This window comes from Microbulbifer maximicatervae (SeqCode) (assembly GCF_052467815.1).
This window is the reverse complement of the sequence record NZ_CP174326.1, coordinates 3,381,751-3,406,165: the sequence shown is the minus strand read 5'-3', so window position 1 is coordinate 3,406,165 and position 24,415 is coordinate 3,381,751. Positions and strand designations below refer to the sequence as shown.

The window sequence follows — 24,415 nt, the reverse complement described above, 5'->3', positions numbered from 1 at the left end:
TAAAAGTAGAAATCCACACAGGAAACCAATTAGCCAATATATATTTCACATTAAGAAACACAAACACACTACAACCAAGCCCCCAAGAAAACTTCCGACCACCCCCTTTCAAAGGAATCACGACAATTTTTTACAGAAAAAACTACAAGGAGGACACCAGCAATATAAGAATAAAAGTTAAACACCAAAAATAGAACTATCTATAAAGCGGAGACATAAAACTCTATAATTATCACCAAACTAAAAAGTGCTATCAACTTGAAAAAAGCTACGGCAAGCCATACTCTTACGTCCCACCTTTTTAGATTCTAGCGCAACTGGATAAATCACCAATCTTACCAAGGGTTATCCGGAAAACTATTAACTTACAAACCTCTTTCTTGAAACTTAAAATCCAGCAGCCTTAGAAATACACATCCTCGCATCCCCTCCTTTAGAAAAAGGGACTTACTAACACATCTTCTTAGAAAAATTAATACATCAATAATGACTTTAACACCGATAAAAACGGCCAGCTTCAGTACTTTTTCGGTACAACCCTAAGAAACTAATACTGCCAAAAGGTGTATAGAAAAAAATTCCTTTTTATTTACAAACTTCACAAGTATGCATCTCAATACACAGGGAAACGTTTCACTCTACGCCACAAGATATAGTTAATCGTACCCTCGTTAATAGCTTTATCTGACAAGGACGACGGTATGAAGCAAGAGAACCATAACCGCTTGCACAATGCGGAGATTGATCACAAGAAGTTACCAGATCTGATGCAAGAACTTATCGAACTGATTGGGTATGCAGATATGTTCATTCTTATTTCCACATTTGGGGGGCAAGATGTCTATATCCCCAAATACCCAACAAGAAGCAAACTTATTGACATATTGCCAATCAAGTCACTACAGATCCTTAGCGTCGCCTATGGTGGTACTTATCTTACCTTACCAACTTCAAGGCAGATCGACATCCAAGAGCGTAATCGTGAGATTTTACATGCACTGCAAGGAGGGGAGTCCAGGTCAACCGTAGCCAAAAGATTTGGCCTGGGAATAAGACAAGTGGCAAACATAAAAGCAAGTGGGAAACCTCCAAGTACTCACTAAAGCATTACTATATAAAAATATTGTCACAAGTATTAATGCATGCTTAACACGAGAGAGGAGCGCCACTTTAGTATCTAGCGGCGCTTCCTAAGCAGCTAGCTCATACTATTTGCCTGGAGAAAGTTGTGTCACTTTCCCTCAAAACCAATAATTCATATTTGTTTCGATCAGGAATTTATATTTACACCCGACAAGTACAAACACGAAACTCCAGCTTAATTATGAAAAGAAAATAAAATTACATACATATAGAAATAATTTGGAAGGCAAACTAATCAAAGTTATTCAATTTTTTAACTACCTCAAACCACCACAACTATTTCTTCCCTGCCTCTACCCAGCTTAATCTAGTTATTCTCGCTCGATATTCTTGCAAATACATTCATCCTGAACACCTCTTCCCATTGGTCGCTCAGTCACCATAGAATGGAAGGTAGGAAAATAACAGGACACCCCATTATGCGGATTGCCCAGATTCTGGTTTCACTACTTCTTACCGTCAACTCTAGTAGTTCTACGGCTACAACACTTATCCATAACATTTCCGGCTACCATACTACGGATAGCGATATTATCCAGTTTAACGCTATAGCCTTCGAGCAAGGTAAGGTATTAGAAACCGGCGAAATAGCTGAGCTATATAATAAGTACCCCAGTGCAAAAAAAATAGATGCCCAAGGCAAGACACTATTACCTGGCTTAATTGATGCCCATGGACATATGTTGGGCCTTGGGCAGCTCACTGGAGAATTAGATTTACGAGATCACTCTCTCGCGGAGTCATTGTCAGCAATTAAACAGTACTCAAAAAACCTGGGACCCAATGAGTGGCTGGCGGGCCGCGGCTGGAATCAGGTTACCTGGCCCGACAAATCTTTTCCAACCCGCAGGCATCTCGATGAATTGCAAATAGACCAGCCAATCTGGTTACGCAGGGTCGATGGACACGCAGGCTGGGCTAATAGCAAAGCTTTAGAGCTAGCAGGGATTGACAAGGATACCCAATCGCCAGAGGGAGGCGAGATTTTGCGGGATAAGGACGGCAAACCGATAGGCATATTGATCGATAACGCCATGAGCCTGATGCATAAGGCGATACCCGCACCCACTTTGGCCCAACAAAAAAGTAGCTTACAAAAAGCTTTTTCCACCGCTCTCTCTCTGGGGTTGACCAGTGTCCATGATGCTGGCATCAATGAGCAGACCCTCCACGCCTATCAGGAATTAGCCGAAAGGAAGGCCATTCCTTTACGTATTTACCCTATGCTTTCAGTAGAGAGCCACAACTATGCTCAATTACTGCGGGCGGGACATATTGGCGAGCCATCAGATCGCCTGTATATGCGCAGCATCAAACTTTCCGCCGATGGTGCACTTGGCAGCCGAGGCGCAGCCCTGCTGGAGCCCTACCACGACCGCCCTCAGGAAAAGGGGCTGCTGCTCTACCCGGAAGACAAAATGTTGACTTTGCTCAAGCTAGCTACCGACAATAACTTCCAGGTTAACGTACATGCGATCGGCGACAGGGCTAACCATATCGTACTGAACCATTTGGAAACCCTAAACAAGGCAGAGAGCCAGGCTAGCCATCGTCATCGAGTGGAGCACGCCCAGGTTATTGAGGTGGAAGATATTCCGCGCTTCGCCCGGCTTAACCTGATTGCGTCTATGCAACCCACTCACGCTACCAGCGATAAGAATATGGCCAGCGACCGCCTGGGGAATGAACGCCTGATCGGCGCCTACGCCTGGCAGACACTACTGGAACAAGGCCCCCCTATAGCCGCAGGCTCCGACTTCCCTGTAGAACCCGCGAACCCCCTTTTTGGATTACACGCCGCCGTTACTCGTCGCGATCGCCAGGGTAACCCCAGTAAAGGATGGCGCGTAGAAGAAACCATGACTCTGGAACAAGCCCTGCGCGCTTTTACACTGGATGCAGCCTATGCCAGCCATCAGGAAACAGTCATCGGCAACCTTGAAGCCGGAAAATTCGCCGATTTTATTTTGCTGGACAAGGATATTTTTACCATAGATCCTCAAGAGATCTGGAAAGTACAGATTCTAGAGACCTGGATTGAGGGAGAACAAGTTTACCGTAAACCCCTGCAGCCAGATACTGAGCATCAATTTCCTCAGAATCTCAAGCCTATGGATACTGCCGAAAGGCAGTATCCCATATAAACGCCAACTACCCTCACTATTTCGTGAATAGACTTGTATTACAGTATTTCTATACTATTTTTTGTGCATACTAGATAAATTTATGAATAAAGCGCACAAGGGCTAATGTCACTAGTAGAAACAGTATCGAGCGCGCTATGAAATACATCCAAATACCCGTAAGTGATGCTCCCTTATATCTTTTGCTTGAAGCAGACCCCTCTAAAAAGAAAATAGACACTTATTTACCCGAGTCATGGTGCTTCGCAGCAATTGATGCAGGTACCGTGGAAGGTATTTGCGTAGTAAAAGAAATCGACACAGCAATCGCTGAGATTTTTAATATTTCAGTGTCCCCTGAAATGCGACAGCAAGGGATTGGCTCAAAACTTTTAAAGTTCTCTCTTTCAGAGCTCAGCTCCAAAGGGATTCACAGGGTAGAGCTGGGAACCGGTACTTTTGGCTATCAGTTAACTTTTTATCAGCGCCATGGATTCAGGGTAGAATCTGTCAACAAAGATTATTTTTTACACAATTATGATCAGCCCATTGTCGAAGACGGGGTTCAACACAAAGATATGTTGCGACTTTCACTAGATATTACAACTAGGCGCCAATAAAACTGTCAACACTCAGTCCCTACCCAGAATGGCAGACTCGCACCTTTTAATCATCGCTCAAGTATCACTCAGCGCGCCAAGCTCAAAGTCACCGAAAAGCTAATCGACTCTAAGTGGCAAAAATCCTTTCGACTAATCTAACTTGACCAACCAAATATCAACAATTAATCATCCATCTTGAATACTGTATATAAAAACAGTAAAATAATATAACAAAACCTAGGGAACTACTATGTCAGCAAAGCATGAATGGCGAAAAAAAGAAAAATCTCTCTACATCCCTAAAACTCAACCTGAAGTTATTGAGGTCCCAAAACTCAATTACATCACTATTCATGGGGAAGGAAGCCCCGCCGAAGAGGCGTTTACGAGCCGTATCGGCGCCCTATATTCCTTGGCTTATGCCATCAAAATGCTTCCCAAAAAAATGGATGAGAAGCCGAGTGGATACTTTGATTTCACAGTCTACCCATTAGAGGGAGTTTGGGATATCAATAATAAAGCTAAGGAGAGTTATTCTGGGGAGATCAAGAAGCAGGATTTCGCCTATAAGCTGATAATACGTCAACCTGATTTTGTCAAGCTACCTTTATTCAAGGAAATGCTTAACTCCGTTAAAAACAAAAAAACAAATCCACTGCTGAATCAAGTTAACTTTGAAACTATTTCAGAGGAAAAGTGTGTACAAATGCTCCATTTAGGGAGATTTGAAGATGAGCCAATTAGCTTTGAGAAAATGGAAGCCTTTACTAAAGATCAGGGCTTAAATCGCCTATCCAAGGTACACAAGGAAATTTATCTTTCTGATACCAGGAAGGTGGTACCGGAAAAATTGAAAACAGTGTTGAGATTTCGGGTTGGCTAAACAATGGCTTATTTTCACCCCACAGCTAACCTTTGTCATCAGATCCTGCCAGTATCCCAAAGCTTATTTTAGTACCAGCTACGCACTAACTCTTATAAAGAAATCCTTCAAATCTGAAGGTCATTAATAAAGCTAAACATCGGGAATATATTCAAAATAACTATGTTGCCGGCTAAATTAATTAGCGGCTGCGGCTAAACAAGCAAAAAAATTTCACAGAGGATGAAATCAGAAACCAGCTGAAACACTCATAGACCAAGTTAAATCAAAAAAAAGCCGCATCGAATGATACGGCTCTTTCGTCACGGGGACTATTGCTAATTAGTCCTTAACAGCTACCGTACTCGCTTTCTTTTCAGGGATCGGGAAGCCTCGATCGCGCATTAACGCTTCGATATTGGCATCGCGACCACGGAAAGAGCGATAGGCATCTGCCGGGTCCAAGGCGTTGCGAGGGGCGAATAAGTATTTCACCAGTCTCGCCGCTACGTCCTTATCGTAGAAGCCGCCTTTGGACTCAGCGAATGCCTCAGAAGCATCCGAGGTCAGTACGTCAGCCCACATGTAACCGTAATAGCTAGCTGCGTAGCCTTCACCGGAGAAGATATGGCCAAAGTGAGGGGAGCGGTGACGCATAACCAGTTCATCCGGCATACCCAGCTTTTTCAGGGTTTCACGCTCAAATTTGTCTGGATCAATACCTTCAGGATCAGCGGTGTGGAACTTCATATCCACCAGTGCAGATGCCAGGTACTCCGTAGTGGCAAATCCTGAGTTGAACTTGGCTGCTTTCTTGATCTTTTTCACTAAGTCTGCCGGAATTGGCTCACCGGTCTTATAGTGCACCAAATAGTTATCGATAACTGCATCGGTAGACAACCAACGCTCCAGCAACTGGGACTGGAACTCGGTGTAGTCACGCACACCACTGTTCAGGGTCGGGTAGGTTACATTGGAGGCGAGGAAGTGCAGCGCATGGCCAAACTCATGGAAGAAGGTCTCAGCGTCATCCCAGCTTACTAATACAGGCTCACCCGGAGCCCCCTTGATAAAGTTGGAGTTATTGGAAGAAAGAACATTCTTCTTGCCATCAAAAGTTGAGTGGTCGCGGTACATGGTTGCCCAGGCCCCAGAGCGCTTACCTGAACGGGCAAATGGGTCCAGGTACCAGAGGCCGATATGGTCACCACTGGTCTTGTCGGTAACTTCCCAGACCTTAACGTCTTCATGGAATACCGGCACCGTGCCTTCCTTCACTGGAGTGAACTCAAAGTTGAATAGCTCGCCAGCTACATAGAACATAGCTTCACGCAGGTTATCGAGCTGCAGGTACTGCTTCACTTCATCAGAGTTCAGGTCGTATTTGGCCTTGCGAACTTTTTCCGCGTAGTAGCGATAATCCCATGGCTCAATAGTGATATTGGCTTTCTCGGCATCAGCCACAGCCTGCATATCAGCCACTTCTTCTTTTACGCGAGCCACTGCAGCTGGCCATACCGCTTCCATTAAGTCCATGGCACGCTCTGGCGATTTGGCCATACGGTCACGCAAGCGCCACTGGGCGTAATTGTCGAAGCCTTGCAGGCCAACGCGCTCATCGCGTAGCTTCAGGATTTCAGCGATGATAGCGTTGTTATCGTGCTCATCACCGTTGTCACCCCGGCTGTAGTAGTTGGTCCAAACCTGCTTACGTAGCTCGCGATTGTCTGAGTAAGTCAGGAAGGGGGCCATGGAAGAGCGAGTATTGGTAATAGCATACTTACCTTTTTCTCCCTTCTCTTCCGCCAGCGCAGCCGCTGCGGCAACAAAGGAATCCGGGAGACCGCCCAACTGGTCTTTGGTCAGGAAGATATCGTAGCCTTCCTCATCTGCGAGAACGTTATTGGAGAACTTCGTGTAAAGCTCTGCCAGGCGCTTATTGATCTCTGCATAGCGCTCTTTCTTTTCCCCTTCCAGGGTAGCGCCGTTCGTTGCGAACTGGGTATATACCAGCTCAACAACACGTTTTTGCTCCGCGTCCAAATCCATAGACTCACGCTGGTCATAGATAGATTTGATACGCTTAAAGAGAGCCTTGTTTTGGTAAATCTTGGACTCAAAATCAGCCCAAAGAGGTGCCAATTCGCGTTGGACATTGCGGAATTCAGGGGAAGACATGTTCCCAGCCCAAATTCCGTAGTAAGAAGATGCGCGGCCCAACTCAGCTCCACTGCGCTCCATCGGCACAAAGGTATTGGCAAAGGTCGGTTCAGCAGGGTCTGCCGCAATGGCGTCCAGCTCTGCCAGGTTCATCTCTATTCCCTTTTCAATCGCGGGCTTGAGATCTTCAAGATTCATCTTGTCAAACGCAGGAACACCACCAAAAGGGCCTGTCCACTCCGCCAAAAGCATATTGCTGGCGTGCTCAGGACTAACAGCCATGGACTTCTCCGCATTCACGGTATCTTTGACCACCTCAGCCTTTTGTGCCTTTTCACCACAACCGCCCACTACCGCAAGAGCTGCGGCCACGGATAGTGCGATCATTGTTTGACGCATTGGTATCTCCTCTAAGATAGAGCTTTGTAATAGTTTTAAGAGCGGGAGTTTAACCCCAGTTGGCCTATGCCCGCCAATACTACCGCCATTCTCAGCCATGACTGCGGCAAAGTGAAAGAAATACGCGATAACTTCCTAAAAATTTGACTATAGAGTCTGAGCGAAATAACTCCCCATACAGCTTCCTCTCGATTGCAACCCTGATACGGCCACAATAACAGTTTCGACCTAAAGCTTTTACCGGGTCATAGGTAATTCTTCCTATCATCAAGATGCACCTTAAGTCTCGCCCAAACAACCCCTCAACAGAGAATCGTAACAAGCGCCACATCTTTTCCATTGTGTATTTTTAAAGATTGTTATCTCGCACCTATTAGTACATAAGCATCATGGGCACATGATTGCTCAGATTGAAAACCAGGTTTTGCTCAATGCAGTAGCTGGCATTTAGATCTACCCCGATTTAAAAACCAGCACAAACATGGCCGACAGATTTAAATGAACTTAAGAAATCCTATTTCTATTTATAATTAGCAGAAACTTTTATCTTTCGAAAAATATCATTCCAATGTGAAACCCATAATTATTTAAAATAGTTTCCCTTAGCAAAAGCTATTTAACGACAACCAAATACCGCATTAAAAAATTTTTCATATACATCAGCGAACTTTACAATAACACTTGCAGTCGCAGGAATACTTTTACGCATTTTATGCGATTTTTTATAATCATTCTCATTAAAAAATACTATAGAAACTTCAAAACAATATTTATCTAACCGAGACAAATCGGGCAATATTTAAACGAAACGCAGGTGCTCTTTTTCAAGCACAAATAACAAACCCGGAAATCTGGTTTTTTACTCTATTAAATCACTCGTTCAACTGATTAAAAGTTAAGGACAGACTCATGCAGAAGAAATCCAGTTTACCTCTAAGCGCAGCTATAGCAGTGTTGGCAATGGGTATTACCACAGGCTCACAGGCTCAGACTGTTAGCTGCGGTGATGTAATAACTACACCTACTACTCTCGACAGTGATTTAACATGCACTATTGCTGATGAATTTTCTGTCGCCATAGCAATAGAAGGGCCATCTGGTAGCTTAACAATGGGCGATTACAGCCTGACTTGCTCTACCAATGAATTTGGCACTGGTATTATTTTACTCGGGAGTGGTGCCCGACTTACCGGGGGGAGTGTAATCAGTTGCGGAGATGCCGTGACTCTTGGAGGAAACGGCAACCATTATGTCACTGGTGTCACTATCACGGACTTTGGTGATGATGCTGTTTATGTCGAAAGTGACTCCAACGTAGTTAGCAATATGCATATTGTTGGCGATGGCACAGACTCCGATGAAGGTATTGATATTCAGGGGAATAACAATCTCGTCAACAGCAATATCATTGAGTTTGCCGGTGACGAAGGTATTGAGGTTGGAGGAGATTACAACACGGTGACATCTAACGAAGTTTACTACTCTGATAATGACGGCATAGAGATTGATGGCATCTTTGCGCATGTGACGAATAACATTACCGCTTACAATGGCAGTAGTGGCATTGAAATTGATAGCGACAACGGTACTATCTCGCTAAATAATGTTTCTGATAATGAGGAAGGGGGAATCAATCTAGATCAAGGCGACAGTAATAGTATCTCCAATAATAATGTCGTTAACAATGGCACTAATGGGATATTCATCTTGGATGATGAGCCCACCAACAATACTATTTCTGGTAACGTATCACAGGGCCAAACCTACGACTTATTTGATCCACTTGACCCTGACTGTACTGACAGTAATACCTGGCAAAACAATACATTTACCACGTCTGACCCATCCTGCTTGGATTGAATTAAGCCCTGGATGAAATAAAAGGCAAAGAATTCAAAAAGTGCTAGATAGTTAACTTCCCTGTCAACCACGCTTTGAACTTGAAAGCGATTCTCTATTAAAAAGGAGAATCGCTTTTTATTGTCATACTGCATCCCCGAATTAAAACCAGCTCCCTCAAATATACACAACCCTACCACTCCAAAAGCGCCTAATTAAAAACCACCATACACCTAGAAAATACATTTTCCATTCATCACGTTAAAAGATACAGACACCTAAATTTACCCTCGCAAGCGCATCCAACTGAAACTATCTACAATTGCTAAATCTGTTAAAAGGAGTTAAACATGTTGCACCCCATTAATTACCCAAAAACTCTATACGCAACCCTAATACTTTTAGGGATCTCATTGTCATCAAATATTAGTGCCATAGAATGTGGCGACATTATTACAGAACCAGCCACACTTACAGAGGATCTAACCTGCTCAATCGACGACCCCAACAGTGCAGCCCTAACCATTCAGGGGCCCGGTGGCAGTCTTTATATGGCAGGATTCGCACTGACCTGCTCGGGGCTGGATCAGTCAAATGGCATAGCTCTTACGGGTTCATCCGGTGAACTGTCCACAGGAACAATAAATGGCTGTAACGATGCGATTGTTCTTTCAGATGGAGGATTTCATACCGTATACGGTATCAACATATTTTTCCCACTAGATGACGCCATTGTCGTGAGCAGTAATAGCAATGCTGTAATTGGCAACTATACAGTGGGAGACGGGAGTGATTCAGACGATGGCATCGACATCAATGGAAATTATAATTATATTTCTCAAAATTCTATTGAGTCCTCCGGTGATGAAGGCATGGAGATATTTGGAGTTTCCAACACGATAATAGAAAACACCATAACCGGCTCGGATAGTGATGGAGTCGAGCTATACGGAAACTACAATATTTTTGTATCCAACACTATTTTGAATAATGACAGTACAGGCATTGTCATTGGGGGTAGCTCATGCACTGTTTCAAATAATACAGTAACTGGTAATGGATCATCTGGAATTTTATTGCAGAGCTTAGCGTCTAACAATGGCCTTAGCCAAAATACCAGCAGCAACAATGGTGCCTACGGGATTTATGTTGCCGGAATTGATGTTATCGGTAATAGCATAGTTTTTAACACTACAACTGGCAATGGAATATTCGACCTTTTTGATCTATTCGAAGCCGAAGACTGTAGCATTAACAATAATCTTTGGTCAGGGAACATCGCCGGGAGTACCTACCCAAACTGTCTTGATTGAATTGCTGACAAACACGAAAGGGTTATTGCTTTTAGTATTTAAGAGTAGTAGCCCTATCAGGGCATCATGGAAACTGAAATTACCTAATAAGTAGTGCGGTCAGTCAGATCAAGAAGTCTATAAGACAATCGCATCCATCTCGACCTCCACCAGCCAGTCGGGATCAATAAATCCTTTTACCTCCACAAAAGTGCATGCAGGTCGAATATCCGAGAAAAATTCTCCATGCGCTCTCGCGGCTTCCTCCCAGCACCTAATATCAACCAACATTATACGCGTTCGTATCACGTCAGGCAGGTTTCCACCAGCCTCCTTCAGCGCAGTAACGGCAATATCCAGACAAAGCTTCGTCTGACCACGAACATCACCAATATAGGCCGATTTTCCATCCAATAAAGGTGCCGTGCCAGAAACGGCAATTTGATTTCCTATTCTGCAGGCCCTGGAAAAACCTATGGGTTCTTCAAGATATGAGCCAGAACTCACCAACTTTCTCATTCCAATCTACCCTGAAATCTTACGTGTAAATATGGCAATTTTATTCCCATCCAACCCCCTAAAATATGCACCGTAAAAAGAGCCTGAATCTCTATAACCCGGATTATCTTCTGACACTCCCCCGAGCTTAAGGGCTAGGGAGTAAATTTTATCAATGTTTTTCATACTTCCAATATCCAGGGCCAGCATAGTGCCACTACCAAAGCTTGCGACCTGCCTATCGTACGGCACAGTAATTGCCAGCTTTGTCAGAGAGCCCTTAAACTGCCAAAATATTACTGAATCAGAACGATAGACCTCTTCAGCAGGAAAAAATCTCGAAAACTTGCGAATAAAACTGGCTTGCCCGGTATAAATCATTAGCACCAAGTGTGATGTGAGAGATCATGCTTTATTTTTCCTCAGTAAAAATCCAAGTGCTGTCTCGAAGACCAAACGAAAGCAAACACCTAAATAGTATTTACATTTAATCAACTCAGGAAACTACAAGACTTTCTGCGCCGGAGATGATGCAACTTTTAAAGCAGCGCAGTTCAACCCCTATTTTTTCCCAGCTCCAAGTGGACACTCCTTATATTGGCATAACTGGTGATCTGGGCCGAACTCAAAACGCTCCTTGATGCTCAATAAATAGTCCAATAAAGCCGAGACTCGCTTTGGCTTGTTGACTCCAGTCCGATAGACCAAATAGATAGGCATATAGATCGCATGCCAGTCTGGAAAGATACGAATCAACTCCTGTCTCTCCAACTCACAGATCATGCTATTGACAGGAATTTGAGCGATACCCACTCCCCCTGCGGCAGCTCTTTTAGCCATTTCCGGGTTATCACAATGAAAATTACTGCGCACCTCGACTGATTCTGTTGAACTTTCGGATACCAAACTCCAAATGGCAGACTCCTGGGCCACGCCAGCAGTAATACAATTGTGCTGACGAAGGTCTTTTGGTGATTCGGGTATCCCGTGCTCCCTTAAATAGTGTGGGCTTGCAACCAATACCTGGGTCGTATACCCAACCTCTTTTGCTACCAAGCGGTCATCTGCAATTTGCCCAACACGAATTGCCAGGTCTATCCCCTGAATAAAAAGGTCATCAAAAGCGTTGGAGAGCTCCAGGGATACCTGGGCTTTAGGCCACTGCTGCAAAAATGGGGGAAGGATATACTGGGCCAAATAACTTCCCATGGCTGGAGGTGCTGAAATACGCAAAAGGCCCTGCACCTGCTGCTCTATTTCCCGCACATCTTCACGTAAGGACTTGAACTCCTCTACCAGTAGAGAAGCGCGACGCAGAGTGACTTTACCTGCATCAGTAATCTCAATTTTCCTGGTAGATCGCTCCAACAGCTTGGCCTGTAACTGTTCTTCCAACTTCGATATGGCCTTACTCACCGTAGATTTGGGTAATCCCAGCTCTTCAGCGCAGTTAGTCAGACTCATCAGTCTGCAAGTGGTCACAAAGATAGATAAAGTTCGGAAGTCTATAGTTTCCAAATCGCGAACAATCAATTTCCAAATGCCTTATTGTTTCAAATTACCCAAGAGCATAGTCTGTGCGCCATCGATAGACAACTGCATTTAGCGACAACATTTTAGGTGAACAAGATGACTGCGACACAAGACTTGTTTTCAAGCATTCAATTAGGTGATGTAAAACTAACTAACCGTGCGGTGATGGCCCCCCTGACCCGCGCAAGAGCTGAAAACCATGTACCTACCCCTTTAATGGCTGAGTACTATGCACAGAGGGCGGGTGCCGGCCTGATTATTGCCGAAGCCACAATGGTTACCGAAGGTACTTCAGCCTTCATCCATGAGCCCGGCATCTATTCCCAGGAGCAAGTTGAAGGCTGGCGAAGGGTCACTGACGCGGTTCACGCAAAAGGCGGCAAGATATTCTTACAACTGTGGCACGGTGGACCGGCTAGTCACCCTGATTTGAACAATGACACAACCGCAGTAGCTGCAAGCCCAATAGCCATTGATGATGTGGTCCACACACCGAATGGAAAAAAACCTTACACCACCCCAAGGTCCCTTGAAACCCAAGAGATCCCAGAAATTGTTGCGGCTTTCAAGCAAGGGGCAGTCAATGCAAGAGACGCCGGCTTCGATGGAGTTGAGGTTCACGGTGCTAACGGCTACCTTTTGGACACTTTCCTGCGGGATGGCTCAAACTTAAGAACAGATGAATACGGTGGGACATTGGAGAATCGTGCACGCCTACTCTTCGAAGTTCTGGATGCCGTCATCGGGGTTTGGGGCTCGGGCAAGGTCGGATTAAGAACATCCCCCCTAAACGGATTTAATAGCATGAAAGACAGCGATCCCGTGGGACATACCCGCTGGCTCGCCAACAAACTCAATAAATTTAATCTGGCCTACTGGCACCTGATGCGAGCGGACTTTCTAGGCGAGCAACTTGGAGATGTATTGACCCCCGCCAGGGACCAGTACAAGGGCAACTTAATCGGTAATATGGGTTACGGGCGAGATGAGGCCAATGAGGCCATTGGTCAGCAACAGGTGGATGCAGTGGCCTTTGGTGTTCCATTCCTGGCCAACCCGGATCTACTTGAGCGATTTAAAGCAGGGGCCAGCTTGAATGAAGCAGACCCGAGCACTTTCTACCAAGGCGGTGCAAACGGTTATACCAATTATCCCACGATGTCCTGACCTCTTCGTATTTGCAGATAGGTCGCCTTAAGCAGGCGACCTACCCTCCTCACTCAGATTGGCTACCGCCACAGGTCGGATCTTTATATTACTTATCAATGAGACCAACACAAAACTTAGCAACATTAACAAGTACCATGAGCTGAGCTTCGCCAGGGATACCATTTGCCATTCGTGGGATTGATTAGGGTAAATCCATATATTTGCAAAAGTAGCAATGTTTTCAGCAAACCAAATAAACAGTGCTACCAGCAACCACCCCAAAAGAAGCGGCATAGAGCGATGCTTTTCAACGACCTTAAAGTAAATATTGGTTCGATAAAACAATAACACTGTTCCCGCTAGTAACGCCCAGCGGAAATCCCAGATATAGTGATGTGTAAAGAAGTTGACATAGATAAACACAACCAGAACAACTGTCAGCAATTTCGATGGATAGTGAGAATATTCAAATTCAAAAATTCGCCACACTCGAGCAATGTAACTGCCCACTGCGCTATACATGAACCCTGTAAACAGTGGCACATTACCAATCCCAAAGAAATACTCTTCCGGGTAACTCCATGAGCCAATAGCGTCAGATGTCTTAAATATCTCCATGACGGTCGCAACGACATGAAATACGACAATAACTATTGACTCCCTGAATGTTTCCAGTTTTGTAGCTAGAAGAAAGACCTGAAAGGCTATAGCAGCCAGAAAGATAAAGTCATACCGGTGAATCGATTCCAGTGGGTACCAATAGTTGGTGACAATCATAATTCCCAGCAAGAAGCCACCGAAAATACAGGCATAAGCCTGCCTCAAGCCAAACAACCAGAACTCACGAATATATCGTTTCAAATCCACACTTGATAACACTGCAAACAACACCTAAGTGGAAAATTTCTGTGGCTTCAAGCCTACCGATTCCATTACCCTTCTATTTTTAGAAGAAACTACCTGACATTTATGTTTTTAAATCCAAACTCTTTACCCCCAGCCTTAAAACCGAGATTCAAGATTTCAGTATAGTTCTCAGGGACTTCAAAAAATACGATTTCCAGCTCAGCCTCAGAACCGCGGGGAAGCTCCAGATGTACCATCCCCCTCACCTCCTGCCCCCCCCTAAATGCCTCATACTCCTTGAAGACAGCGCCATCTTTCATAATCAGGCGCCAGGAGGAAAGCCTTACTTTTTGATGACTTCTCCGATTAGTCACTGTCATACGGCACTGCACTGTACCGCCCTGCCTTACACAATGATTGTGATGGATCTCGACCCCTTGCAGGTAAACAACACCTCCTTCAGAAGTCGTTTTTGGAAGAACTGCAGCAAAATCCGGACTGTGATACTCCTTCCCCAGAATAAAAAATGAAAAACAAGAGATCGAATAAGCCAAAACCACAACCACACCAAATAGGTAGCGATTTTTTAAGTAGCTCCAAATACACAGAGATAGCGAAGTGCACACAATCACAATAGCCATAAAGGCTACAAAATACTCAGGGCGCCATATGCCGTATAGGTAAATCATGGGCTCAGGAAATAGATACTGGGTAAGTGCCCATAGCACTGCTACTAATGCTGACAATACCCCCAATATTTTTGCAGCCAAAAACTTCCTGCGACTGACTGAGTAATGTCCCTCTACCATATCTGTCATTTTGCTCTATCCCTATAAAACCAGTTTCAAACTGGTTAGCTAGCACTGCGGACAACTCACTTAAGCTCCAAGCCAGTGCAAAATGGTACATGATACAGATTTAAAGACCAAAATCGATTACACCCTATTTCTAAGCTTTCTCTAGCAATCTCGATTATAATTTGAACACCACACTCTTCGACAATCTTGAGTTGTGCTCTTTCTGCATGTGAACATGACATAACTATATTGAAAATATAGTCATGCCAGTTATAGAAAGGGGAATGAAATACCAGGGGATTAATCAGAAAGGGAGCTGCCTCTCCCCCTACAAACCAAGGCTCCTGCACATAGAATCGGCGAGTATCAACAGCGCAATAGATCATCCTGACAAATGCAAGTTACCGCACGCACAACGGGCCAATATAGCAATCTTTAACAACAGTTTGCCAGACGAGATAACCTAATCATCGCTACTGTAGGAGCTGCCGTTCGAACTACTATCTGAATCACTATCATACCAACCATCATCCTCCCCCCTACTGGAGGAACCGGACCATCGTGCCATTAAACCTACACCAAGCACGACTAGCATTATCGCGTAAATATCGATCTCAATATTGATTGCCCTGTAAACTCCAAGGCATACAAGACTTAAACCTAGCAAAAATTCCAGAGTACGCACTATTACACCACCTTTCCGTTAATCAGAAACCCCATAATTGTATTTTTTAGGTAAAGCCAGTATCCCACCTAACTCACCCAAATACCGCAGCATCAAACAAAACTCAACATCCACACATTCAAAGAAATACCCACAAGAATCAGGATTAGCTTGACTGTCAAAAAGTGACGTATATTGCCTATCCGAAGAAGGCTTATATTTTCAAGATTAACTTTCTTATGGACGTCCATGCCCGTCTCTTTAATCTGAGCATTGTCGTTGAGAGAAGTTATTCCCTCCAAATTACTTACAGCCTCAACAAGAAAAGAAGATAACTTACCTCCAACCTCATCAATTGGCAGCTTGATTTCACCTGATTTCTTATGCCCCTCAGTTACCACATGCAAATTATCACCCTCTATACTTGCAGAGACTAAAGCCCCCTTAATGTTCGCGGCCTTATATCTGACTGTGGCTTCAATAGCATCCCGTTGTGGGAATCGATTTAATTGGAAAGATAAAGGGCGAATTGTTTTTTCTAGAGGTTTAGTTGCGAAACAAAAACCAGCTACACTTAATAACACCCCCCAATAAGGTATTTCAAAGTAGCCACCAAGAAGAATAATTAAGGCGCAACCTATCATCAGCGCAAAAAATGGCAAGAATAGCTGCTTTACAATACTATCCACCTTTAACAGCATAAATGAATTGATCTTCTTCATATCCATCCCCAAAGATTGTCATTATCAGTTAACCCATGGAATTATCAGCATTAACCTTTGAAATGCAAACCGGGCATCTCTTTACAATGAAGAAGGCAACCAGGGAAGGTAAATTAGCGGTAATTTTACGCTGGGAAAATAAAAAAACCCCTTACCTAAACCAAAGGGTCAAGATAAGGGGATTTAGATTCAAGATCTCTGAACTATGGCGAACTGCAAATCAAGAAATTCGACCTGCTCGCAACCATTCAGAAACACAAAATGCCAACTCCAATACCTGATCGGCATTCAAACGCGGATCGCATTGGGTGCGGTAACAGCTAGCTAAATCTGACTCAGAAATTTTCCAGGCGCCACCGGTACATTCGGTAACATGCTGACCGGTCATCTCCAGATGGATACCGCCGGGATGGCTTCCCTCAGCCCAATGCACTGAAAAGAACTCACGAATTTCCCGCAGGATCTTATCAAAATCCCGCGTTTTATAGCCGTTACCCGCTTTAACGGTATTGCCATGCATCGGGTCCGTACTCCATACCACTGAGCGCCCTTCCGCCTGCACAGCGCGCACTAAAGCCGGTAGCTTTTCACCCAGGGTATCGGCACCCATCCGGGTGATCAAGGTGAGGCGACCCGCATCATTCTCAGGGTTAAGTTTATCGATCAAACGCAACAACTCATCCGGCTGCATATTGGGGCCAACTTTCACCCCAATCGGATTGCAAACGCCAGAAAGAAACTCCACATGAGCACCATCCAGCTGTCGTGTGCGCTCACCAATCCACAACATATGTGCAGAGCAGTCATACCACTTACCAGTGAGGCTATCAGTGCGAGTCAGCGCTTGCTCATATTCGAGTAGAAGTGCTTCGTGAGAGGTATAGAGTACCGTCTCACGAATTGCGGGGGTGTTTTCAGAGGTAACACCACATACCGCCATAAATTCTAAAGCTTCCTGAAGGCGCTCAGCTAACTGGGCGTACTTCTCCCTCTGTGGATTATTTTTCAGGAAGCTGAGATTCCATTTGTGTACCTGGTGCAAATCTGCCAAACCACCTTGGGCAAAGGCCCGCAGTAAGTTAAGAGTCGCAGCAGACTGGTTATAGGCAGTTACCATCCGCTGTGGATCAGGTATGCGTGCTTCAGCGGTAAAATCAATACCGTTGATAATATCGCCACGGTAGCTGGGCAGTTCTACTCCGTTCACCGTCTCGGTATTCGCCGAACGGGGTTTGGCATACTGGCCGGCCATTCTCGCAACTTTCACCACCGGCAGGTTACCGGCAAAGGTGAGCACGACAGCCATCTGCAACAATACCTTGAAAGTATCGCGAATACGGTTTGCATTAAAATCGGCAAAAGATTCAGCACAATCACCACCCTGTAAAAGGAAGGCTTTCCCCTCGGCAACCTGAGCCAGCTGACGGCGAAGTTCGCGAGCCTCTGCCGCAAAGACCAGGGGCGGATGACCAGAGAGCTGTTTAGCTACCTGGGTAACGTCTTCAGCAGAGGTGTATTGGGGCTGTTGATGTGCGGTGAAGTTTCGCCAGCTCTGGGGGGTCCAAATTTGGGTGGGGGATTCGGGCACTGGGACTCCTAGCTCAACTTCCATCTTTCACTCTTACTTCTAAAGGATAAATCTTAAGGGTGAGCATATTGCTCACCCCCAAATGTGCCGAAATTACAGCACGCTGGCAACAGCCTTGCAGAAGTATTCCATATTAATGGAGCCCAGGCCGGCAATGCTGATTCGGCTAGAGTCCACCATATAAATGGAATAGTCTTTTTGTAGCTGTTGTACCTGTTCAGGATTGATACCCAGGAATGAGAACATCCCTTTCTGCTGGCGGATAAAGCCAAACTCACCGGCAGCACCCGCTGCGGCGAGCCCTTCTACCAATCCAGCACGCAAACCGTTAATACGCTCGCGCATTTCGGTCAGCTCAGCTTCCCAGTTCGCTTTCAGTCCCGCATCAGTAAGAATAGATTCTACAATGGCAGCACCGTGGGAAGGTGGCATGGAATAGTTGCCACGAATAGCGCTCAGCATCTGGCTATGGCCTTTATCGGCAGCTTCACCATTCGCATAAATCACCATAGCCAGGCCAACACGTTCGCGATAGAGGCCAAAATTTTTCGAGCAGGAAGCCGCAACCAGCATTTCTGGAACAGATTCAGCCATCAAGCGCAGGCCGTAGGCATCATCTTCCAGGCTCTCGCCAAAGCCCTGATAGGCCATATCGATAAACGGTGTGAAGCCCTGCTTTTGCGCCATTTCCGCCAACACTTTCCACTGCTCACGGGACAGATCCGCACCACAGGGGTTATGACAGCAGGCGTGGAAAAGAACAACGTCGCCCTCACCCACATCCTTCAGAGTCTCGACCATTTTGTCGAACTGCAAACTACTGGTAGCGCGGTCGTAGTAGGGGTAGCTCTTGATTTGCAAGCCCGCATTACCCAGAAGCGGCACATGGTTAGCCCAAGTGGGGTCACTCACCCATACGGTTGCCCCAGCTTTGGCGCGATCAATCAATTCCGCCAGAACTCTTAAAGCACCACATCCACCGGGAGTTTGAGCTGAGCGAACGCGACCGCTCACCAACGCAGGATGCCCGGCACCCAGTACCAGCTCCTGCATGGCGGTGTTGAAACCCGGAGTTCCGGCCGGGCCGATATAGGCCTTGGTTTCCTCACCCTGCAATAGGCGGGTTTCTGCTTCCTTAACGGCTTGCAAGACAGCGGTATGGCCTGCCTCATCTTTGTAGACGCCCACACCGAGATCAATTTTGCTGGGGTTTTCATCCGCGCGGTAGCTGGCCAAAAGGCCCAAAATCGGATCTGGCGGAAGGCTGTTTAAATGCTCAAACATCTGAAAACTCCTCTTAGTTATCTCATTTATTCATCAACGAGGCCGCGCTCAGACCATTCCTTCGCGCGCACCATTAACTTATCAATAATGCAATCCAGTTGTTCCCGCTCCTCAGTGGAGAGGGATGCCATCAAGTCATTCTCGTACTGATGGGCCAGCGGCACTATGCGGGCATAAATATCACGCCCCAGCTCCGACAGGTTCAGCACTTGCCGGCGCCGGTCACCGGGATCTTCACTGCGTGTAATGTAGTCATTCTTTAACAGGGACGAGACGGCCCGACTGATTGCCACCTTGTCCATCGCCGTCTGCTCAACCAGCTCGGCGGCGGATAAATCGGGAAAACGGCCCAGAATTGCCATAACCCGCCAAGCAGGAATGGTGAGGTGGAAGCGCGCACCATAAGCTTGCGCAATAGCATTACTCACTCGGTTGGAAAGTACCGAGAGGCGGTAGGGTAAGAACTTTTCGAGGCGCAGCTCGTCGTTCTCAACAACGGTGGGTCGCGTGTTTTGTTCGATTGTCATAGCTGCCCTCAAACCTGCCTGCTCGGGTGTCCCGGTTGTACCTGATACTCAATTTAACTAACATTGGTTTCAATTGTAACCACTATCGGCACAAATACTTTCTGGAAAAGTTACCGGGCCATACGAAAAAATGGCCGGACAGTATAGGTTTTTTTGCGCCATATTTGCGAACTAATTGGGTCTATGGCGCAAGAAATTTGCGTGTAAGTGGCGCTGAGATGCTCAATTTTTCGCCACCCCTTCGAACCATCCGCACAGAAGCGAGGCCACGCCATGAAACAGTGGATCAGCTTTCCGCGAACGGAAGGAAATACAAGCCGCCAAGCCCATGCAGATTTCCCACCCAACAGCTTTGAAAGGGAAATGGGCAAAGAGGGTTTTTTTGGGCCCTGCACCCACTTCTATCACCGCCATCCCCCCACCGGCTGGAGCCAGTTCGAAGGTCCACTGCGTCCCCACGCTTTTGATGCCACGCAAATGAAGCACAAAGGAACAAGCCCCTGGGATCAAAAGCCGATCCTGCGAAACCAGGATAGCCAGGTCGCCCTCTGGACCTGCCGGGAGCCTATGGATCATCTGGTGCGCAACGCTGACGGCGACCAACTCCTGTTTATACACAATGGGAGTGGCGACTTGTTCTGTGATTTCGGCCATCTCTCTATTCGCGATGGCGACTATATCCTGCTGCCCCGCGGCACCTTATGGCGCCTGACGCCGACAGAGGATGAGCCGCTGGAACTATTGATGGTAGAGGCGATAGGTAGCCATTTTCAGCTCCCCGAAAAAGGCATCCTTGGCCCCAATGCAATTTTTGACCAGGCGATGCTGGATGTGCCTCGTATAGATAAAGCCTTTCTCGATCAACAGGGCGATGATGAGTGGCGGGTTGTAGTTAAAGCCCGGCAACAGCTGTCGACCATTACCTACCCCTTCAACCCACTGGACGCCTGTGGTTGGACTGGGGACAACCTAACCGTTCGTATCAACTGGCGCGATATACGCCCGCTGATGAGCCACCGCTACCATCTACCCCCTTCGGCTCATACCACCTTTGTCGCACAAGGTTTTGTTGTAGCGACTTTTGTACCTCGCCCGATTGAGAGTGACCCGGGCGCACTCAAAGTCCCCTTCTTTCACAACAATGATGACTTTGATGAACTCATCTTCTATCACCGCGGTGACTTCTTTAGCCGCGACAATATTCATCCGGGGATGCTTACCCTCCACCCCATGGGATTCACCCACGGCCCCCACCCCAAGGCATTTGCTACCGGGGCCCGGCATGCGCGCAAGGAAACCGATGAAGTTGCTGTAATGATCGACAGCCGCACCCCCTGGGATATTCTCCCGGATGCCCATGCCGTGGAGCTAACAGATTATGTAAACTCCTGGAAGCCAAAGTGAATACAGCGCATCCAGACAACACCAAAAAGGCTGACATTCAAACAGCCAAACGCCAAAACAAAGAAAAGGAAAGAGAATGGACCTTTACGGATACTTTCGCTCATCCGCCAGCTACCGAGTGCGTATCGGGCTCAATTTGAAAGGCCTGGAATACGAGTATCACCCGGTAAACCTGCTCAAGGGAGATCAGCACGGAGACGACTACCGCACGTTGAATCCACACGGGCTACTGCCAACCCTGAATGATGGCGAAACCAGTCTCACCCAATCCCTCGCCATTTTGGAATGGCTGGATGAAACCCACCCAGAACCAGCGCTACTTCCAAAAGCGCCTGAGGCCCGCGCACATATCCGCGCGCTCGCGCAAAGTATTGCCAGCGATATTCAACCTATACAGAACCTCAGGGTTCTGCAGTACCTCCAGGCTGAACTCAAAGTCAGTGATGAGCAAAAAATTCAATGGATTCAGCACTGGATACACCTGGGCTTCTCCGCGCTGGAGAAGCAATTAAGACCCTCGCCTTTCGCCGCTGGAGACAATCCAGGGTTGTTCGAGTGTTGCTTACTCCCGCAAGTATACAGTGCGGAACGCTTTGGCCTGGATATGACCCAGTACCCCAAAATCCAGAAAATCACAGACGCTTGCAATGAACTGCCGGCCTTTATTAAGGCCCACCCTTCAGAACAGCCAGACTGTATTGTGTAGTACCCTTTTATGGATGCCCGGTCGCATCGGGCATCCTACATACACTCGAAAATTTCACTACTTGCCACATTTCATTGCCTGTGGTTAATATCTCTATCCAAACTTGAAAATAACTCGAATAATAATATTCCCCACTGCTGTAGCTAATCAGCCGAGGTCATCAATATGAACTCCCAAGACCAGATCTCCCCCAAAGAAAAAGAAGTCATTGAGCATGTCAAAAAGCTGAAGAGCTTTTACCAACACCTAATCACCTACTTATTGGTTATCTCGGGGCTAGTAATTGCCAACTTAATACTCGCTCCCGGATACTTATGGTCACTCTGGGCGGCATTTGGCTGGGGTATAGGGCTCGCCTCCCATGCAATTAGCACCTTCAATTTATTTAATTTCTTTGGTGAAGATTGGGAGAGAAAGCAGGTAGATAAGAGAATGGGGCGTAAATAGCAATAAATCGTGCACGATGGAGCATCGCCAAATACAAGCATATGCTTTAGATGTTAGAGTACTTTCCTTAAAGTACTCTTCTCCAAACCCCTCGCTTTCAACACAAAACTCCAAATACTTCCCTACTTACGAACAATTACCTGCAATCTAAATAAAAATCTACGCATCCCAAGCCGTTTGACAAAAAACAGTTAATTAACAGGCTTAAATTATCGAGTTCTGGTAACAAAGTATTAACACACTTTTTATATAACAATAATAAATATACTATTAAAACGATAACAGGAACCCCAATGTCCTTCCTCAAATTCTCTACAGGCGCTCTATGTCTATCACTTTCGGTATCTATACCCAGCATCAGTAAAGCTGACACTTTTCACTGGCCCGATTACCAAGCAGAAGCAGCCACCAGTGAGCATCGTATTGATGAGCTTTATTACTTACAGCCCCATAACAGCTATGAGCGGCTAGAAAACGGTGAAACACTGACTGACTGGCTCGACAAAGGCTTTCGATCACTGGAAATCGATGTCGTAGATCACGGTGCCTGGCAGGGTAGCAGCCATGGGCCCTATGTTGCTCATGGACAAAACGACATCGGTAATCACATGTGCAATAGCAACGGAGATGATGATCGTCTGGAACACTGTCTGGGCGATATCAAATCCTGGCTCTCCGTTAACACTATTGAAGCGCCAATAATGCTGTATATCGATATGAAAACCAATTTAGATTGGTTTAACGCCTGGTATGCAGATGAAATTTATTTGCTTGACCAGTATATCCAACAAGAGCTGGGCGACCTCCAGTACAGCTACCAGGATATGCTTTCATATTTACAACAAATTTCTTCCTCAGAAAATTACCGTACCACGCTTAAAAGTACAGGATGGCCTAGCGTTGGCAACTTATTAAATAACGGCAAAAAAGTAATCGTTATTTTTACCGGAGGACAGTCAGGCAACGTCAATAATCGAATGGAATCCGCATTAGACTCTTACGAGATGAGCGCATTTTTATGTCCTGATATAGATACCGCAGATCCAGAAGAATTTACCGGCTCCATTGATTCAATAGACAGCAGTAGTTCGCAAAGAATATTTTGCGGCAATGTCCAGGCTGGCGATCATTACCAGATAACAGCCAACGCAGCCGCTGAAACCAAACAGCTGATGCACCTATGGGATAGTTCTGGCGATTTTAGCAATACCGACTACGGCTACATATTTACAGCAATCGCACATGGTGCCACTGCAATTGGGATAGATCCTGATACAGTCGCAACCACCCCCAATTATACTGGCACGGCAATTCCTTTTGTAGGAGTAAGGAGAAGTCTTCCCGGCTATTTGAGAATCCGTTCTGCGTCAAATGCTGACTTGTGCATGACCGTCTCCCAGGGCTATAGCAATGGCTCAAACCTAAATATGAACAACTGTGGCTCCGGCAATGAACAGCAGTTTGTTTACACTGCTGAAGGCCAACTCCGCCCTAAGGGTAATAATAAATACTGTGTTGACTTCAACACTGGCTCTGCTGATAACGGCGATAAAATGCACCTGTGGGATTGTGACGGCGGCAATTCGGAAAAATGGCAAATCCAGGAAAGTGGAATCATCCAGAATCGCGATAAGAACTGGACCTACTGTATAGACGCACCGGGTAGTTCAGCCGACGTAGGTGAGCGTCTTCAGGTTTACAAATGTGATGAAAGCGATAAGAGCCAACAGTTTGCTTTAGAAACAATCAATGATTGGGAGCAGAGTAGTTTTTAACTACAGGCTTCAACAAAAAAGGGCATCGTGATAGATGCCCTTTTATTCAACTCAA

Annotated in this window: 21 protein-coding genes; 11 read left to right on the top strand and 10 right to left on the bottom strand. The window is 45.9% G+C overall.

Annotation, left to right across the window (positions count from 1 at the left end; all coding sequences use genetic code 11):
• Nucleotides 1-701 precede the first annotated feature (701 nt).
• From ACJJIW_RS14870 to ACJJIW_RS14855, 4 genes are all read left to right on the top strand, one after another.
• On the top strand, nt 702-1,103 hold the full coding sequence (locus ACJJIW_RS14870; RefSeq protein WP_282933338.1) for a hypothetical protein: 402 nt from the start codon (nt 702-704) through the stop codon (nt 1,101-1,103).
• Nucleotides 1,104-1,562: 459 nt separating this feature from the next.
• Complete coding sequence (locus ACJJIW_RS14865; RefSeq protein WP_444935573.1) at nt 1,563-3,287, top strand: amidohydrolase; 1,725 nt, start codon at nt 1,563-1,565, stop codon at nt 3,285-3,287.
• 137 nt (nt 3,288-3,424) lie between these two features.
• Nucleotides 3,425-3,886 carry a GNAT family N-acetyltransferase gene (locus tag ACJJIW_RS14860; RefSeq protein WP_444894265.1) on the top strand — a complete coding sequence of 154 codons (462 nt, stop codon included), beginning with the start codon at nt 3,425-3,427 and terminating at the stop codon, nt 3,884-3,886.
• 232 nt (nt 3,887-4,118) lie between these two features.
• Nucleotides 4,119-4,751: a GyrI-like domain-containing protein gene (locus tag ACJJIW_RS14855; RefSeq protein ID WP_444935572.1), complete on the top strand. Its 633-nt coding sequence runs from the start codon at nt 4,119-4,121 to the stop codon at nt 4,749-4,751.
• A 321-nt stretch (nt 4,752-5,072) separates the two neighbouring features.
• On the opposite strand, the gene ACJJIW_RS14850 is transcribed toward ACJJIW_RS14855, so the two are convergent.
• Nucleotides 5,073-7,289: a M3 family metallopeptidase gene (locus ACJJIW_RS14850; protein ID WP_444935571.1), complete on the bottom strand. Its 2,217-nt coding sequence runs from the start codon at nt 7,287-7,289 to the stop codon at nt 5,073-5,075.
• A gap of 909 nt (nt 7,290-8,198) precedes the next feature.
• Between ACJJIW_RS14850 and ACJJIW_RS14845 the strand changes: the two genes are divergently transcribed.
• Nucleotides 8,199-9,149: a right-handed parallel beta-helix repeat-containing protein gene (locus ACJJIW_RS14845; RefSeq protein ID WP_444935570.1), complete on the top strand. Its 951-nt coding sequence runs from the start codon at nt 8,199-8,201 to the stop codon at nt 9,147-9,149.
• A gap of 329 nt (nt 9,150-9,478) precedes the next feature.
• Nucleotides 9,479-10,441, top strand: a complete 963-nt coding sequence (locus ACJJIW_RS14840; protein ID WP_444935569.1) for a right-handed parallel beta-helix repeat-containing protein — start codon at nt 9,479-9,481, stop codon at nt 10,439-10,441.
• Nucleotides 10,442-10,558: 117 nt separating this feature from the next.
• On the opposite strand, the gene ACJJIW_RS14835 is transcribed toward ACJJIW_RS14840, so the two are convergent.
• From ACJJIW_RS14835 to ACJJIW_RS14825, 3 genes are all read right to left on the bottom strand, one after another.
• Complete coding sequence (locus tag ACJJIW_RS14835) at nt 10,559-10,939, bottom strand: RidA family protein (protein WP_444894270.1); 381 nt, start codon at nt 10,937-10,939, stop codon at nt 10,559-10,561.
• A gap of 6 nt (nt 10,940-10,945) precedes the next feature.
• Nucleotides 10,946-11,104, bottom strand: coding sequence for a VOC family protein (locus ACJJIW_RS14830; RefSeq protein WP_444935568.1), 159 nt, complete (start codon nt 11,102-11,104; stop codon nt 10,946-10,948).
• Between the two features lie 375 nt (nt 11,105-11,479).
• On the bottom strand, nt 11,480-12,436 hold the full coding sequence (locus ACJJIW_RS14825) for a LysR family transcriptional regulator (RefSeq protein WP_444937369.1): 957 nt from the start codon (nt 12,434-12,436) through the stop codon (nt 11,480-11,482).
• 111 nt (nt 12,437-12,547) lie between these two features.
• On the opposite strand from ACJJIW_RS14825, the gene ACJJIW_RS14820 reads away from it, so the two are divergent.
• The gene (locus ACJJIW_RS14820; protein WP_444935567.1) at nt 12,548-13,618 is read left to right on the top strand and encodes an alkene reductase; all 1,071 of its coding nucleotides are present in this window, start codon (nt 12,548-12,550) and stop codon (nt 13,616-13,618) included.
• A gap of 27 nt (nt 13,619-13,645) precedes the next feature.
• Here the strand turns inward: ACJJIW_RS14820 and ACJJIW_RS14815 are convergent, their stop codons facing one another.
• The 6 genes from ACJJIW_RS14815 to ACJJIW_RS14790 form a co-directional block, all read right to left on the bottom strand.
• Nucleotides 13,646-14,461, bottom strand: coding sequence for a DUF817 domain-containing protein (locus ACJJIW_RS14815; RefSeq protein WP_444935566.1), 816 nt, complete (start codon nt 14,459-14,461; stop codon nt 13,646-13,648).
• Nucleotides 14,462-14,556: 95 nt separating this feature from the next.
• Nucleotides 14,557-15,264 (bottom strand): hypothetical protein, encoded by a 708-nt coding sequence (locus ACJJIW_RS14810; RefSeq protein ID WP_444935565.1) that lies wholly within the window; start codon nt 15,262-15,264, stop codon nt 14,557-14,559.
• A gap of 756 nt (nt 15,265-16,020) precedes the next feature.
• A complete protein-coding gene (locus tag ACJJIW_RS14805) occupies nt 16,021-16,629 on the bottom strand; it encodes a hypothetical protein (protein WP_444894276.1) in 609 nt (202 codons plus the stop codon).
• 220 nt (nt 16,630-16,849) lie between these two features.
• Nucleotides 16,850-18,241, bottom strand: a complete 1,392-nt coding sequence (locus tag ACJJIW_RS14800) for a class II 3-deoxy-7-phosphoheptulonate synthase (RefSeq protein WP_444894277.1) — start codon at nt 18,239-18,241, stop codon at nt 16,850-16,852.
• Nucleotides 18,242-18,310: 69 nt separating this feature from the next.
• Entirely contained in the window at nt 18,311-19,501 is a 1,191-nt protein-coding gene (locus tag ACJJIW_RS14795) for an amino acid aminotransferase (RefSeq protein ID WP_444894278.1), read from the bottom strand.
• Between the two features lie 26 nt (nt 19,502-19,527).
• A complete protein-coding gene (locus ACJJIW_RS14790) occupies nt 19,528-20,028 on the bottom strand; it encodes a MarR family winged helix-turn-helix transcriptional regulator (RefSeq protein ID WP_444894279.1) in 501 nt (166 codons plus the stop codon).
• Nucleotides 20,029-20,301: 273 nt separating this feature from the next.
• On the opposite strand from ACJJIW_RS14790, the gene ACJJIW_RS14785 reads away from it, so the two are divergent.
• The 4 genes from ACJJIW_RS14785 to ACJJIW_RS14770 all read left to right on the top strand — a co-directional run bounded on the left by ACJJIW_RS14785 (nt 20,302) and on the right by ACJJIW_RS14770 (nt 24,360).
• On the top strand, nt 20,302-21,432 hold the full coding sequence (locus ACJJIW_RS14785; protein ID WP_282933356.1) for a homogentisate 1,2-dioxygenase: 1,131 nt from the start codon (nt 20,302-20,304) through the stop codon (nt 21,430-21,432).
• 76 nt (nt 21,433-21,508) lie between these two features.
• Entirely contained in the window at nt 21,509-22,138 is a 630-nt protein-coding gene (gene maiA, locus ACJJIW_RS14780; protein ID WP_444927426.1) for a maleylacetoacetate isomerase, read from the top strand.
• A 165-nt stretch (nt 22,139-22,303) separates the two neighbouring features.
• Nucleotides 22,304-22,585 carry a 2TM domain-containing protein gene (locus tag ACJJIW_RS14775; protein ID WP_444894281.1) on the top strand — a complete coding sequence of 94 codons (282 nt, stop codon included), beginning with the start codon at nt 22,304-22,306 and terminating at the stop codon, nt 22,583-22,585.
• Between the two features lie 293 nt (nt 22,586-22,878).
• A complete protein-coding gene (locus tag ACJJIW_RS14770; RefSeq protein WP_444935564.1) occupies nt 22,879-24,360 on the top strand; it encodes a ricin-type beta-trefoil lectin domain protein in 1,482 nt (493 codons plus the stop codon).
• The last annotated feature ends 55 nt before the right edge of the window (nt 24,361-24,415 follow it).